Origin of the sequence: Rhizobium sp. L9 (assembly GCF_002531885.1) — a bacterium.
Taxonomy (GTDB): domain Bacteria; phylum Pseudomonadota; class Alphaproteobacteria; order Rhizobiales; family Rhizobiaceae; genus Rhizobium.
On record NZ_NWSZ01000044.1, the window covers coordinates 1 to 14,362 of the forward strand.

Genomic DNA, 14,362 nt, shown 5'->3' on the forward strand with positions numbered 1-14,362 from the left:
GCTTTCTCTGCCATGCGGCGCGGTTCAAGGAAGCTCGGAAAGTAGCTGCCTTTGCGCAGCTTCGGAATGCGAAGCTCCACGGTGCCAGCCCGCGTCTCCCGATGTCACGGTAGCCATTGCGTTGAGTGAGCCGCATCGAGTTCTTCACACCGAAGTCTGCACCCGTAGCCGAGCCTACTTCCAGCTCCATCAGCCGCTCGGCAGCAAGACCGATCATCTCACGCAACAAATCTGCATCGGCACTCTTCTCAACAAGGGAGCGCACGTTCATCATGTCATTGGTCATCGGTGATCTTTCCGTCAGGTTGGTCTTGAACAACCCGACCCTAGCGGAAAACACTGATGGCCGCCCGCAAAGCCGATCACCCGCTACAGCGCAGCGAGAAGCGCGCGGGCACTCGGCTTTACTCCCTCCCGTCAGCTACACCAGGTGCTGGGACACGATCCGCGTGCCGGTTGCTCACACCGCGCCACTTGGCGTATTCAAAACCGCCGAGGCTCTAATCGCCGCTGGATGAAAGTTCAGTGGCAGGTCACGCAGGCTCAAGACCCTCAAGGGCCTCACACTACGAGTTCGTCTGCAAGACATAGACTTCGCAGCCTGAACGTTTCACCCTCGATCCGCTCCATGAAAATGCCGGGACTGAACAACGACGGCTGAGTGCAGGCATCAAGACTTAAGTCTGTCGTAAAGCAGACAAAGCGAATACAAACGTGGTGCGAACTGTCGGCTATTGGCTGACACGAAGATGCAGAACCCTCGACGTGCTGGAGGTGCCCCAGGCACCTGCTATCATCGCAGGTTGGGGCCAAGGCTGGCCTGCTCTGATCCCCGGTAGTGGGCGGGGTACACCCTGCCGATTTCAATTAAGCTACGCCTTTTTTCCCGGCTGATCTCGTCCACCGTTCAAAGGCCCCACCGCCACGTCAGCAGCGTTTAGGCGAATATACGCTCCAGCATCTCTCTTAACTGCAGCGCTTCGCCGCCATCTGAGGTTTCGCGACCGCACGCGCTTGCCATGGCAGGTCCCGCAATCCGTCGCCCAAAGCCGTTATGGATGCAATACGAAATTTCCCGGCAATCTGGACATCTGCCGCGTGAGACCTGGAATGCAATATTCGAGTTCTGGTGCCTATTCAGCTCGCATTCGTGCTGCATGTCCGAGTGGCACGTCCCTTGCTTCACTTCATGCTACTGATTCACCGCAGAGAGCGAGGATGAACTGACGTAAACTCTATTTCTATCGCCCCAGTCGCTTTGTCGGAGATGGGTCACGAGCCGCATCGACGGGGCAGGAAGGCCTCAGATCGGGATTTAGCCCCAACGAAGCTGAAACCAGGGAGGCGCTCGCGCCGTGCTGGCCTTCGCGCCAAGGGCCGGCGAATTCTCCTGCGATATCGTGGCGCGGATGCACTCTGAGCCTCGAGAGGTAAGTGCTACCCTGCTCGTCAACGAGACGCCAATGAGCGTGCGGCGTCACAGAAACATATGGGACGGATTTTTTCCACGGTAAACGTCCGTACTTTCGAAAGCTGGCAATGGTGAATCCTTCAACATACTCTGCGCAACTCGCCGACGGCACTATCTCGGTTCACGTGGATCGAAGCCTTGTACCCCCCATCGAGATGTTCGGCTTCGGGCAGCGAATCAACCCGAACCGCTCGTTTCTGTTTGTTTCCAAGGTTCTTGGTCGATTCCTGCCGATCCGCCCTTCGGTCATGGGAAATGCATTCGACCTCCTTGCACGTCAGATTCCTGCCGATATTCCTGGTCCGGTTTTGTTCATCGGAATAGCCGAAGCGGGCATTGGCCTTGGTGCGGGTGTCCATCGGCGGTTCCGCGAACTCACTGGTCGCGGCGATGCAATATATATCTGCTCCACTCGCCATGATCTTAAACTGCCGCTGCTGTGCGAATTTGAGGAAGAGCATAGCCATGCCCCGCGGCACCTCCTGCACGAACCATGCGAGGCAAGGCTCCGCGACTTGGTTCATGGTGCGACCGGCTTGGTACTCGTTGACGATGAGGCTTCGACAGGTAAGACATTTGCCAACATCTTCGCTGCCCTTCCCGCAAAAATTCGTTTGAAGCTGAAGCACACAGTCCTACTTACGCTTACCGACTGGTCAGAAGGCGCTGCCCGCGCGGAGATCACGGGAACAGTCAGTGAGGCTACTATCGTTTCCGGACGGTACAGTTGGACTCCGCGTGGGGATTTCACGGCAGCTACTCCGCAGGTCCCTTACTGTGACCGTCCTAAGCGGCCCGAGGTCTGTCCCGACGTCGCTCGAGACTGGGCGCGTCTCGGCGTCGTCGATCACTTGCAGGGTCTCAATGCAAACGCTGCCGATGACGGGATTACCCTCGTACTCGGAACGGGCGAACACGTGTGGCAGCCCTTCCTGCTTGCGGAGCGCTTGGAAAAGGAGGGCGCTGAGGTTTTCTATTCATCCGTGACGCGTTCCCCCCTGTCGAAAGGCCACGCGATCGGTTCAGTACTTTCGTTCTCCGACAACTACGGCGGAACGGTTCCACATTACCTCTACAACGTCGATCCAGCGCTGTACTCGAAAATTATACTCTGCTCGGAGACAGGCCCGGAAAATGTCTGTGCCAGCCTGATGTCCGCACTGGGCGATCCCATTGTCCTTTCAGACGTAGAAGGTGAATGAAGCCGCCTTAGGCCATGCGGTCTGCCGCTTCGAAATCGGCTCACTCGATCGGACATTTCCGCCAGTCCACAGCGACACAACACTGCTGTCGCGTTATCTAAGGACATCACTCCCATGGGGGATATCTATGACAGCATCGCCTCCCCTGCCACACTAGGCTCCTACGCCGAATACGACGTGACGCTCCTTCTCAAGAGAGTGGATATTCAGCCTACTGACACGGCCACGAGGGAAGAGGCCATCCAATCCGGGCGGCGGCATTACTCGGAAATGATTTCCGCCGAGATGGCCCCGACCCGCGAATACATGGACCTGTTTGCTAAGGCCATGGCCACTGGTGGCCCGCGCATGGGCGCCGAGACGGCACGCCTCGCCCTCGCGATCGTGCAGTCGGTCGAGGGTCCTATTACCCTTGTCAGTTTGGTCCGCGCCGGCGTGCCCTTCGGCATCCTTCTCAAGAGGGCCATCGCCTTACTCGGCCGGGACGTCGGACACTACGGGTTGTCGATCATTCGCGACAAGGGCGTTGACGACGAGGCTATGCGCCACATTCTTGCCAGGCGTCCTGTCGAGAGCATCGTCTTCGTAGATAGCTGGACGGGCAAAGGAGCAATTGCGAACCAACTCGAAAAGAGCTTCAAGGACTACTCAGACCGGCCTGCGCGGCTAGTTGTATTGGCCGACCCCTGCGGCTGCGCATGGCTCGCCGCATCGGGCGACGACTGGCTTATTCCCTCCGGAATGCTAGGATGCACCGTATCCGGGCTTATCAGCCGCTCGATCCTCAACGCTGCCCTCGTCGGTCCCGGTGACTTCCACGCCTGCGTCCAGTGGGATAATCTCGCGCAACACGATATTTCCCGATCATTCGTGGATGGTATGTGGAATGATGTCTCCACTGTGATTGCAACCGAAATCCCGAGCGTCTGGAGTATCGAGACCCGCCGGGCGCATCGCGATGCCGCCGCCGCTGCCGTCGCCTGGGTGATGGGGGAGGACGCCGTAACAAACATCAACCGAGTAAAGCCGGGCATTGCGGAGGCGACCAGGGCCATCCTGCGACGTGTGCCGGAAAAGGTGTACGTCTCGTCGCCAACCGATCCAGAACTCGCGGCCCTCATGTACCTGATCGACAACAAAGGCGTCCCGTATGTCGTCTCCCCTAGAAAGATCGCCCCCTACCGCGCCGTCACGCTGATCCGGCACGTCTCCTAATCTCCACGTATGTCTACTTACGAGCTCGGCGCGCAGGTCAAGGAAACTGAGATGTGACAAATTCCGTATCGTAAAATTCATTGCCAATGGAAAATCCGCGAAAACTCACATCTGGCAATCGATCAGATATTTAACCAGTCGCATTTTGGAGTACGCATATGAAGCCCATTGCTCTGGTGGACCTTGACGACACCTTGTTTCAAACCAAGAAAAAGATACCGGAGATTGCGGAAGCCGATCTGGTATTGGCGTCCAAATCCATTAATGGAAGCAACTCCTATATGACGAAGATTCAAGCTGCCTTTGTCGAGTGGCTGCTCGTCTCCACGGAGGCCATCCCGGTTACGGCGCGCGGCTCTGAGGCTCTTTCGCGCGTTACGATCGCGTTTGAAAGCTACTCAATCGTATCGAACGGTGCCGTCATCCTCAAAAAGGACGGCAAGCCTGACGCCGAATGGCATGAGGTCGTCGCAAGGGAGCTCCGGCCGCTTGCCGGCTTTTTCGATAAGCTCCTCGATGAGGGCAGGACCAAGGCGAGGGAACTTGGCGTCCACATCCGGTGCTGGTCGGTGATGGAAGCTGATCTCGCGACATATGTTGTCTTCAAAGAGATTGACGGAGACGGCTCACGCCTTGAAGAGATTGTGCCGATCATTCGAGAAAAACGGGGTTGGGTTCGACACCACAACGGCAATAACCTTGCGCTAGTTCCGCCTGCGATCTCAAAACGGGTGGCCTCACAATTTCTGCTCAAAAAGCTTCGGACGGAGCATCCAGGTCGCCCAGTGATCGGCTACGGTGACAGTGTGAGCGACTTCTCCTACCTGTCCCTCTGCGACTGGTGGGGTGCTCCGGGTAACTCTCAAATGACAGACCTTGTCGTTTCCGCTGTTGCGCGTGAGAGATAGGTGACACGCGTACTGCGAACGCGGTGATATGTGAGGAGGGTGCAGGAATGATCCTGCACCTCCAGTCTTTTAGTAGAAACTTCCTATGGGTAAAACGCCGCGCCATATCGCGGTAAGAACCATGGCAAGCGCGGCGAGGATCGCGAGATTCCCGTCGGCTTTTACCACGAGTACGTAGAGCTTGTATTTCAGCATGATATGTCCTTTCGATGAGCTCATTAGGAACTGCCGTCTCGACGGTTCGTGCCTTACTTGCGCAGAGCGAAATTTCGCGCCCATGATCCTCTCGGCGTCGATCCGCCGGAAATGGTCGACGATGGGTTGATCGTCATAGACCATGGCCGCGCTCTTGACGCAGCCGAACATCATGGCCTTCAAAGACGCGACCGGGCCCTCGCCCGCAGCCGGCGCTGGAGATAGGAAAACTTGGTTGCTTGCCACACGCGTCCTGTCGATCTTATAAAAACGCAACGTTAGCCGAAGCGGGATCCATTTGGGATCCACGGCAACCAGCCGCCGGTCTCCCGCTCGAAACAGCAGCACATCGGCGCGCATGTCCGGCGTGAACCGTTTGCCGAACCAGCCAAGATCTTCGAGCACACCATCGAACGATGCCCCGTCGATTGGCGACTGTCTATCCATTCAAGCGGCCAGTGCGGCTGCTCGGCGTCACGCTTTCAACGCTGACGACCTCCGATCGGCAATGCACGACCCCAGTCCCAACTTGATCTCGGGCTCTGACGGCCCATCGCCCCGAAATAGAAAAGCCTGCCGCGGGAGGAGGTGCGGCAGGCTTTCCTAAAAGAACCGAACGGCGACCTGGGAGGAGGAGTGCCGCTGTTCCCACAGACGTCCCTTTGGGAGGAGGAGTGGGCCGTCTAAACTTCGAAGCGTTGCGGGAGGAAGCATCGCTTCGATGAAAATAGCAATACTCGGGCCAGCGCCATGAAGCCAGCGTCTATGTTGCACTGCAGCTATGCACCCGCCGCAACAATCGGCAGGACATCGAGCATTCCTACCCCTGATTTTGTCGGCGGCTCTGCCGCTGTTACAGAGTGGAACCGCTACAACGTCAATTTCGATATCGAAAGCCCCAAGAAGGCCGTGACAGTTCGCGGCGGCCCTGCCGTCATGGAAAGTAGCGCCGCTGGAGACGGTGGCCGGCAGCTAAGCTGGATCGGTGCGGTTCGCGACAGTCATTAGGGGACACCCGGTGACAGACAGTATGAAGTGGCAGTCGCTCCCAGAAGCGCAAGATGTTCTGCGGGTATGTTTTCACCGTTAAGACCCGGCTGTACAATCCCGATCCGGTACTCGATGAACTTGCGTCGGGCAGCCTTTCGAAGCGTGGCCAAGTCATTCAGGCTGCCTCGAATGAAACGGGCCCGGCCCTTAAGATGTGATGTTTCTCTCACGGTCAGGTGGTTGATGAGGTTCTTCAAGCTCCATGTCCCCTTCACCCCCTTCTGTGCTTGACCGCAAACGAGGTAAAGATCGTCCGCCCGGCGCCCCATTACTGCCTGCGAGTATTTCAGATGCCAGAGAAGTACGGTGACGGTATCGTCCGTCTCCTCGATCGCCACGACGTCCGCGCTCTCCCAGGTGTCATCGTCATCTCTTCCGGGAGAGTGGGCAGACAATCCTCGCAATGGGCGTTCCGCTGATCGCACCTCCTTTGGTTTTCTGACCACTTTACCGCCCGAAGCGTGACCTCTCGCTTTTGAGGCAAGTGTCCGAGCGTAAAGCGAAGCTATTGAATCTTGTAAAGAATTCGGTTGCGCAGCGGGCGGATTCCCGCTATCTTTTTCGATAGGGCAGTACGCGCTGCCCTGGGGTGTGGAAACCCCTACACGTGGTTGATGCCGGCCGTAACGGCATCACACTCCTTGACCTTCGGTCGAGGAGCCTGTGGCGTATGTCCAGGTTCCTCGGAACTAAAGGCCACAGGACCGTCGTGTACGGTTTCCAACTCCCCGATCAGTGGGTTTAGCGAGTTTTCAGCGGGGGCGCACCGCGTGAAACTCTCCATCGGGGTGTCCACCATGAAGCGCTATGCAGCAGCACAGGTCCGGACTTCGAGGCCTGCGCAAGCCGAACAGTCGAATTTAGCGCGCGAGTTGGTGCATCCAGTTGATCGGCATGTCGGACAGCAAATCCGTATCCGCCGAATGCAGTCGAATGTATCCCTAGGGGATCTCGGCGCCGGCATCGGGGTCAGTTTGCAGCAGGTACAAAAATATGAAAGCGGTAAGAACCGCGTCAGCGCTTCGATGCTCTACGAGCTTGCCAATTGCCTCAAGATCCCTGTTTCGAGGTTTTTCGAAGGTCTTCCAGATCCCGAAACCACTCAGGGCCAGCAAATCATAACAGAGATCGATGAGAAGATTGCCTATATTTCCACGGCGGAGGGACGGCGTCTGATAGACGACGTTTTGCTCCTTTCTCCGCGTGTGCGCAGCCGGATCGTTGCCCTCGTCAGCTCGATTGTCGATGAAGAGATGGAAGAACAGAAGCCGGTTGGTTCATCTGCTGGTTCTTAGCTCCCTACCGGTCGATTTTCTCCGCTGCTTCAAGCGAAAACTCGGTGCGCAATACCGCCTTCTGTGCCCGCGAAAAATCGGCGGCGACGTGTTCTGCCCGCTCTTGCGCGGCGCGCCGGGCGGCTTTGCGCTGCGCAAGCGATAGGCTGGCATCGGCTTCATGGCTGCGCAATACGGATTGTCGCATCAGCGCGTCCTGAAGCTCGGCGGCGGAGATAACGTCGCTCTTGCGCAATGCGTCGACGACAGGATTGCCGGCGGCCCGGCTTGCCGCGATGTCGAGCGCTTCGGAGGCTTTTGCTTCCCGCTCCCGCGCGCTTTCGGCATCCGCCCGCGCCTCAGAGAGGCTGCGGGAAAGATTGTCGGCCCGCAGGCTGCGGATCTGCAGCAACTGCCTGAGAGATTTCAGCGCCTTCATATCAGCCGCTCAGGCACCGTTGTTCGTCGTCAGGATTTCCAGCTGGCCGCCCTTGATGACCTTGATGCTGTCGGCTTGCTGCCGGCTCAGCACGTCTTCGACGGCCTTGGTGAAGACGGCGGGCCCGCGCACCAGCACCAAGCCGCTGGCGGGATCTTCACGCAGCGCATCGTCCGGCAGCAGCGGGAACAGCGCGCGAATGGCGTTTTGCTCGGTCTTCCAGCTGCGGCCGCCGCGATCGAGGACAACGGTGGAGACCTCCTGCTTCGGCGCGATGATGATGCGGCTGCCGTCATAGGCGACGAAGAGATTGCTGGCATCGCCAAGCTTGACGAAGGCCTTGGCTCCGCTTTCCCGCACGGACCAGTGCTCGACCTTGCCGCTCAGTGTCCCGACTGTCGTGACCGGGATGCCGGACATGAAGGACAACGTCTGGACAACATCGCCAAGCGGCAGGGAGACGACATCCAGGCGCACCTCCCGCTCGCTGGCGCCGGCCGGTGGAGGAAAGGAGGCCAGCAGTCCGATAGCGGCCATGTAAACAAAACGCGCAAACATCTGAGTTTACCTCACGATCCGGATATCGCCCGACAACTAATGAACGAAGGAAGGCAGGGGCTGCAAAATCCAGTCTATTAATAATTATCTGATCTACTGTTGCAGATCATCGGTCTGCTGGGAACAGGACGGATATCCATTTCGCGCATTTGTTGTACATATCGCGAATTAATAACTTTTTAACATAAGCTATTGAATTCGATCTTGAATTCTGCAAGGTTCTGGCCGCCAAAACCATGCAAGGAGTTCAAGACATGGCTACCAGCACTAGTACTTCGACACTTGATGCGGGCATCGGCTCGGCGATTTCCGCCTTCAAGTCGGCCCAGAACGAAGCGACCGCGCAGAGCCTGCAGGTTGCAACCGAAATCACCAAGATCAATGGCGTCGCAAACGCCATCAAGAAGATCGGCCCAGGCTGATTGAAACAATGGCGAGACGGGTTCGCCCGTCTCGCTTCCCCGCTCTCGAAGACAATAAAAGCCGCTCGACGGACGGTTCGGGAACAAGATGACCATGGATCTAGATCCCTCTTCGCCGACATTCAGAGGTAACGCCGGCAACACTGCGTCAGGCAGCGGCGGACCGGTCTTGCGCATCACGCGCGCCGGGCGCAGCTCCATTCTGCCGTTGACGGCGGAGCGGCAGGTGGTCGGCGGCAGCGCCGATTGTGACCTGATCATCCTAGGCGCCAAACCGGAACCCGCCTTTGCCATCAGTCTGCAGCGCTCCCGCGGCTCCGACACGGTGTCGTTGACCGCGTTGCGGGATGACGTGGCGATCGACGGTCGTTCCATCCCGCGCGATCGGACGATGAGCCTTACGAAGAGACAGACCATCTCCTTCGACGGCACGATCTGCGAACTCGAAGGTCTCGGCGCCCGGCGCGTGCGGTTCGAGCCGCGCCGGATTGCGGCTGCCGGCCTTCTCGGGCTGGCGGCGTTGCTTTTGCTGGCCGGCCTTTACAACAGCGATGCGCCGGCTCACGAAGCCCCGCTCGTCAAGGTTTCCGCCGCGCCCGAACCGGCGCCGTCATCGGCGGCGATCGCTGCCGAAATCCGCCAGGCCATTCGTATGGCTCAGCTTCCCCAAGATCTGAGCATCGTCGCCACCGCCGACGAAATTCGCATCGGCGAAGGATCGCGGCCTCTCGGCCTGCCCGATGAGACCAAGCTGCGCAGCATCATCGCCTCGATGAGCCGGCGGGGTTCCGTTTCCATCGTCGATCTCACCGCCCTCTCTTCCGGTCTCGACGGCTTCGTCGCCGCCGCCGGCTATACGCCCGTCAGATTCATCATCGGCTCCGACGGTCGCCGCTACGAGGAAGGCGATGTCGTTGCGAGCGGCTGGCGCATCAAGGAGATCGGCAAAGACCAGATGATCGTTTCCCGTGACAGTGAGGACGATACGGTCAATTTCGCCTCTGCCGGCAATGCCGAGCCGAAGCTCGCCGAAATTTCCAGCAGCGAACAAGAATAGGCGATGGCGTCGGAAGCCGGATCATGAAGGTAAGGTCATCCGCCATCGCCATGCTTGCGCAGCGCACCGATATGCTGCTTGCGGTTTTTTTCGCCTCCGTCGTGACGATGCTGGTGCTGCCGCTTCCGACAATCGTTCTGGACGTGCTGATCGCTTTCAATCTCTCCTTCGCTTTCGTGGTGCTGATCACCACGACCTATCTGAAGAGCGTGCTTGAAATCGCGACCTTTCCCGCGGTCATTCTGATCGGCACGCTGTTCCGCCTGGCCTTGACGATTTCCTCGACCCGGCTCGTGCTGGCGGACGCCGATGCCGGCGAGATCATCATGGCCTTCGGCGATTTCGTCGTTGCGGGAAATGTCGTCGTCGGGCTGATCATTTTCCTGATCGTGGCGCTGGTGCAGTTCATCGTGGTGACGAAGGGCGCCGAGCGCATCGCCGAGGTCGGCGCCCGTTTCACGCTCGACGCCATGCCGGGCAAGCAGCTCGCCATCGACAGCGACCTGCGCAACGGCCATATCAGCACGGAAGCCGCGCAGAAGCGCCGGTCGCGTCTCGAACAGGAGAGCCAGTTCTTCGGCGCGATGGACGGCGCCATGCGCTTCGTCAAGGGCGATGCGGTCGCAGGATTGGTGATCGTCGCCGTCAATCTCATCGGCGGCCTGGCGATCGGTATCTTCCAGAAGGGCCTGAGCTTTGCCGAGGCGGCCCATCTCTATACGCTGCTGTCGATCGGCGACGGCCTGGTCTCGCAGATCCCATCCATTCTGATGGCAGTCTCGGCGGGTATCGTCGTGACCCGCGTGTCCGATGACGGCAATGGCAGCCTCGGCAGCGATATCGGCCGCGAACTCTTCCGGGAGCCCCGCGCATTGGCGATTGCGGCGGCGCTGACGATCTGCGCGGGCTTCGTGCCGGGATTTCCCACAGGCGTGCTCGGCGCAATCGGCCTGTGCCTGGCGGGCCTTGCCTTTATGGTGCATCGCCGGCGCACCGGCCCGGCCGCAGCCGGATCGGCGAATGCCGTGGAAAGCGCCAATTCCTATCCGCTCGACCGGACGAAATATGGCGATCCCGTCGTCGCCACCGTCTCGGTGGAAACGCTGGCGCGGCTTGAGGCGATGCGGCTCGGCGAAATGCTGGACGGGCGGATCCGCATGGCGGCGCGCGCCGTCGGCGTCTCCGTGACGGTGCCGACGTTCAACGCCGATCCCCGCATGGCCGAGGATCTGATCCACCTTCAGGTCGAAAACGTGCCCGCCGGTCTCGTCAGCTGCGGTCCCGAACGGACGGCCGAACAGATTGCCGACGACATCGTGCGCATCGTCCGCCGCCATATCGGCGCCCTGTTCAGCGTCGACGACGCGGCACAATGGCTGGGCAGCCTCGAACCGCGTCTCGGCAAACTGGCGATCGACGTCGCCACCCAGGTGCCGCTGATGCTGACGGTCGCGGTCGTCAGACGCCTGCTGGATTCCGGCGTGACGCTTTCCCAGCCGCGCGGACTGCTGGAAGTGATGCTGCACGCCGGCACCGATCACGCGCCGGATGCCCTGGCCGAAATGGCGCGCGCCGCGCTGGTCAAGCAGATCGCCTTCGGGCTTCTCGACCGGCGCGGATTGCTGCCGGCGCTGGTGCTTCCCGCCGAATGGGACCACTTCATCCGCTCCTATGACGCCGCTGGAGCGACCGAGAAGATCGAGATAGCCGAAAGGCTGCGCCTGCTGGCCGAGAAAGCCAGGCAGGCTCTCGAGGACGCCAACGAGCGGGGATACGATCCCATCATCATCGTGCCGGGCGAGTGGCGCCTGCTCACCCAGACGCTGATGATCCACCACAACTGCCGCATTCCGGTGCTGGCGGCGGAGGAGATCGACAGGGATATAACGATCGAAACCATCGGAGAGATCGGGCAAATCCGGAACGCTGCCGGCTCCAAACAAAGGCCGGGCTGATAGAGCAAGTGAAGTAGACGAGACCAACTGGGGATGAATGCAATGTGTGGCGTAGATGGACAAAGGCCCATAGACTTCGACAGAACCTCCCGTTTCGACCTTGAGTCCGATTGCCTTGGCGGCAGCAATAGGGCCGACACGGATTTCACCGCCATCCGAACCCGCAAGGTCTCGCCCTTCGAAGATTTCTCCGGCAACCCGCCGACGCTGACCTCCTATGTGCCGAAGTCGCGGGAAACGTCGGAAAACGGCATGGATTCCGACCCCAAGGATCTGCTGCGCAAGCACATCAACTGGCAATCCCACTCCAAGAAGGTGGATCCATCCGACGAGAAACAGGCCACGACTTTGCAGACCACGACGGAAAAACCCGACCTCTCGAAAGAGGGCAGCGTCATCGTCGTCAACGAGCCGATCGTCGTGGATGGCGGCGTGTTCGACGGCAAGGGCGCGACCTATACGGCCTCGTCCAAGCTCGGCGATGGCGGCCAGTCCGAAACCCAATCGCCGCTGTTCATTCTCAAGAACGGCGCCACGCTCAAGAATGTCGATCTCGGCGAGAATGGCGCCGACGGCATTCACGTCTATGGCGGCGCGACGCTCGAAAACGTCAATTGGCAGAATGTCGGCGAGGATGCGCTGACGGTAAAAAGCGCCGGCGACGTCACTATTATCGGTGGCTCCGCCAAGGGCGCGACCGACAAGATCTTCCAGATCAATGCCGACACGAGGTTCTATCTGAAGGATTTCGTCGCTGACGGCTTTACCACGCTCGTGCGCACCAACGGCGGCAAGCAGATCGACGCCGACGTCACCATCGATGGCGGGGCGTTCTCCCACGGCAGCAACGTCTTCCGCACCGACAGCTCGCTTGCCAGCGTGACGTTCCTCTCCGATATCACGCTGGACGATGTGAAGAACTGGACGCGTGTAGGTGACAACCAATCGGGCGTCTGAGACGCCCGACCACCGGAACCGCAAAGCGAAGATCAAGCGGGCGGCTTAGGCTCCCGCTTTTCATTGCCGGCCTGGTCCTTGCCTGCGCGGCGGGCTGCTGCGCATTTCCGCGCCGATTTGCCGGCGCGCCGATTTCAGCTTCGGGTCGCCCTGGGTATCCTTGTATTCGCGCCGCGCCTCGGTCTTGGTCATGCGGTGTTCGTGCCTGAACAGCGCGCGCGAAATGCGGATATCGAAAAAGGCCGCCGCCACCATGATGCCGGCGGCAATGACGAGGATCGAGCCGAGGAGATGGGCTGTCGTGGAGAGCGTGCATGCTTCTCCGCAAAGAGGCGACCAGAAGATGCTGTTGAGGAAATAGAGGATCGCACCGCCGCCGGCGGCGGCGAGCAGGACAAACTTGACGAGCCCCTTGACGAACTCGGCGATGCTCGCGAGCGAAAAAAGCCTCTTGATGCCCTCGAACGGATTGAGCCGGGTGAAATCGAAGCTCATATGTTTGAACGATACGGGAAACCCCTGCCCGTCGAGGATCGACACCAGGATGGTCGCGGCAAGACCCATGGCAAGCGGCAGCCACATGAGATCGAGCAGCGCCACGCCGGTTTCGCTCAAGCCGACAGTGACGGCGTCGGAGAGGTCGGCCCGCGCGGCGGACTGCAGGCCGCTATCGAAACTGCGGGTGAAATCCTCGAGGATATCAGGCAAGCCCCAGGTGACGTAGACGGCGATGGCAAGAACGGAGATCGCAACCGGGATTTCCTTCGAGCGGGGAACCTGGCCCTCGCGGCGGAGCCGATCGAGCTTCACCCGGCTCGGCGGCAGGGTTTTTTCTTCGGTATCGTCATTTTTGGCCATGGGTCACCTCCAGCATGGCTTTCACCTCGTTGAATCCGTCGATCCAGAGATCGTGGAAATAGCTGGAGATGAAGGCCGTGTAGATGACGAGAATGACCACGACCGCGAAGTTCTTGATGGCCGGCAGGCTATCGTTCAGCGGGAATTGTTTCGACGAGCGGCCAACGAAGGCCAGCGACAATTCGAGCGCGCAGGTGACGATCATGAACGGGGCGGCAAGCAATCCGGCCGCTTTGAACAGCCGGCCGAATACACCGAGGATCATGTCGAGCGGATCGTCGGGCATGGCGGGCATGAGCTTGAAGAGCGGCCAGAACTCGAACGACTTGTAGAAAATCGCGACCAGATCGATGATGCCGCCGGCGCTGACGAAAATCACCAGGGCGATCGACATCATCAGCGAACCGAGCGGCGCGGTTTCCAGCGCGTTGATCTGGTCGAAGAGATTGGCGGCATTGGCACCGCGATAGACATCAGTCATATCACCCGCCGCCTGGGCCGCCCAGAAGGGAATGCCGAGCCCCATGCCGACAAGCGCCCCGAAGCAAAGTTCCTTCATCGAAAGGGCGGCCAGATCGAACCAGGACGTATCCCCCAGCGCCAGCGTCGAATAAGCGAAGGCGACGGAGGGCGCCGACAGGCCGATTGCGAGGCCGAAACGCAGGATGCCGACGATGCTGAACAGCGAGAAGATCGGGAAGATCAGCAGTATCCCGAGCGCGCGGGCGGCGCCGAGCATGGCTGCGGCCGGTGCCGCGACCTCGATGCCGACGAGCGGAAGATGATCCGGCCCCATCCGCC

Annotated in this window: 13 protein-coding genes and 3 pseudogenes; 9 read left to right on the plus strand and 7 right to left on the minus strand. The window is 59.7% G+C overall.

What is annotated here, in order from left to right; translation table 11 throughout:
- Nucleotides 1-286: pseudogene (locus CO660_RS30315) on the minus strand (transposase); the annotation flags it as partial.
- Between the two features lie 1,253 nt (nucleotides 287-1,539).
- On the opposite strand from CO660_RS30315, the gene CO660_RS30320 reads away from it, so the two are divergent.
- The 3 genes from CO660_RS30320 (at nucleotide 1,540) to CO660_RS30330 (ending at nucleotide 4,796) form a co-directional block, all read left to right on the plus strand.
- The gene (locus tag CO660_RS30320) at nucleotides 1,540-2,673 is read left to right on the plus strand and encodes a phosphoribosyltransferase domain-containing protein (protein ID WP_225884181.1); all 1,134 of its coding nucleotides are present in this window, start codon (nucleotides 1,540-1,542) and stop codon (nucleotides 2,671-2,673) included.
- A 114-nt stretch (nucleotides 2,674-2,787) separates the two neighbouring features.
- A complete protein-coding gene (locus CO660_RS30325; protein WP_077991529.1) occupies nucleotides 2,788-3,888 on the plus strand; it encodes a cysteine protease StiP domain-containing protein in 1,101 nt (366 codons plus the stop codon).
- 158 nt (nucleotides 3,889-4,046) lie between these two features.
- Nucleotides 4,047-4,796 carry a hypothetical protein gene (locus CO660_RS30330; protein ID WP_004675991.1) on the plus strand — a complete coding sequence of 250 codons (750 nt, stop codon included), beginning with the start codon at nucleotides 4,047-4,049 and terminating at the stop codon, nucleotides 4,794-4,796.
- A gap of 270 nt (nucleotides 4,797-5,066) precedes the next feature.
- Here CO660_RS30330 and CO660_RS34580 read toward each other — a convergent pair.
- Nucleotides 5,067-5,405 (minus strand): annotated as a pseudogene (locus CO660_RS34580) (DUF4334 domain-containing protein); the annotation flags it as partial.
- Nucleotides 5,406-5,419: 14 nt separating this feature from the next.
- Between CO660_RS34580 and CO660_RS34165 the strand changes: the two are divergent.
- Nucleotides 5,420-5,537, plus strand: a pseudogene (locus CO660_RS34165) (DNA polymerase IV); the annotation flags it as partial.
- Nucleotides 5,538-5,995: 458 nt separating this feature from the next.
- Here CO660_RS34165 and CO660_RS30345 read toward each other — a convergent pair.
- On the minus strand, nucleotides 5,996-6,379 hold the full coding sequence (locus tag CO660_RS30345; protein ID WP_008534295.1) for a hypothetical protein: 384 nt from the start codon (nucleotides 6,377-6,379) through the stop codon (nucleotides 5,996-5,998).
- Nucleotides 6,380-6,838: 459 nt separating this feature from the next.
- Here CO660_RS30345 and CO660_RS30350 point away from each other — a divergent pair, with 459 nt between their 5' ends.
- Complete coding sequence (locus CO660_RS30350; protein WP_064820010.1) at nucleotides 6,839-7,336, plus strand: helix-turn-helix transcriptional regulator; 498 nt, start codon at nucleotides 6,839-6,841, stop codon at nucleotides 7,334-7,336.
- 4 nt (nucleotides 7,337-7,340) lie between these two features.
- Here the strand turns inward: CO660_RS30350 and CO660_RS30355 are convergent, their stop codons facing one another.
- Both CO660_RS30355 and CO660_RS30360 read right to left on the minus strand, forming a co-directional pair.
- Entirely contained in the window at nucleotides 7,341-7,754 is a 414-nt protein-coding gene (locus tag CO660_RS30355) for a hypothetical protein (RefSeq protein WP_064820009.1), read from the minus strand.
- A gap of 9 nt (nucleotides 7,755-7,763) precedes the next feature.
- The gene (locus tag CO660_RS30360; RefSeq protein WP_008534289.1) at nucleotides 7,764-8,312 is read right to left on the minus strand and encodes a hypothetical protein; all 549 of its coding nucleotides are present in this window, start codon (nucleotides 8,310-8,312) and stop codon (nucleotides 7,764-7,766) included.
- A 254-nt stretch (nucleotides 8,313-8,566) separates the two neighbouring features.
- Here CO660_RS30360 and CO660_RS33520 point away from each other — a divergent pair, with 254 nt between their 5' ends.
- The 4 genes from CO660_RS33520 (at nucleotide 8,567) to CO660_RS30375 (ending at nucleotide 12,703) form a co-directional block, all read left to right on the plus strand.
- Nucleotides 8,567-8,734, plus strand: coding sequence for a hypothetical protein (locus CO660_RS33520; RefSeq protein ID WP_007636000.1), 168 nt, complete (start codon nucleotides 8,567-8,569; stop codon nucleotides 8,732-8,734).
- A gap of 88 nt (nucleotides 8,735-8,822) precedes the next feature.
- Nucleotides 8,823-9,791, plus strand: coding sequence for a hypothetical protein (locus CO660_RS30365; protein ID WP_064820008.1), 969 nt, complete (start codon nucleotides 8,823-8,825; stop codon nucleotides 9,789-9,791).
- Between the two features lie 23 nt (nucleotides 9,792-9,814).
- Nucleotides 9,815-11,746: a flagellar biosynthesis protein FlhA gene (locus tag CO660_RS30370; protein ID WP_064820007.1), complete on the plus strand. Its 1,932-nt coding sequence runs from the start codon at nucleotides 9,815-9,817 to the stop codon at nucleotides 11,744-11,746.
- Nucleotides 11,747-11,788: 42 nt separating this feature from the next.
- Nucleotides 11,789-12,703, plus strand: coding sequence for a pectate lyase (locus CO660_RS30375; protein WP_046977186.1), 915 nt, complete (start codon nucleotides 11,789-11,791; stop codon nucleotides 12,701-12,703).
- A gap of 60 nt (nucleotides 12,704-12,763) precedes the next feature.
- On the opposite strand, the gene CO660_RS30380 is transcribed toward CO660_RS30375, so the two are convergent.
- Together CO660_RS30380 and CO660_RS30385 are read right to left on the minus strand one after the other, a co-directional pair.
- Nucleotides 12,764-13,561 (minus strand): EscU/YscU/HrcU family type III secretion system export apparatus switch protein, encoded by a 798-nt coding sequence (locus CO660_RS30380; RefSeq protein ID WP_046977185.1) that lies wholly within the window; start codon nucleotides 13,559-13,561, stop codon nucleotides 12,764-12,766.
- On the minus strand, nucleotides 13,548-14,357 hold the full coding sequence (locus tag CO660_RS30385; RefSeq protein ID WP_046977184.1) for a flagellar biosynthetic protein FliR: 810 nt from the start codon (nucleotides 14,355-14,357) through the stop codon (nucleotides 13,548-13,550). The genes CO660_RS30380 and CO660_RS30385 overlap by 14 nt, the downstream gene beginning before the upstream one ends.
- Nucleotides 14,358-14,362: the final 5 nt, after the last annotated feature.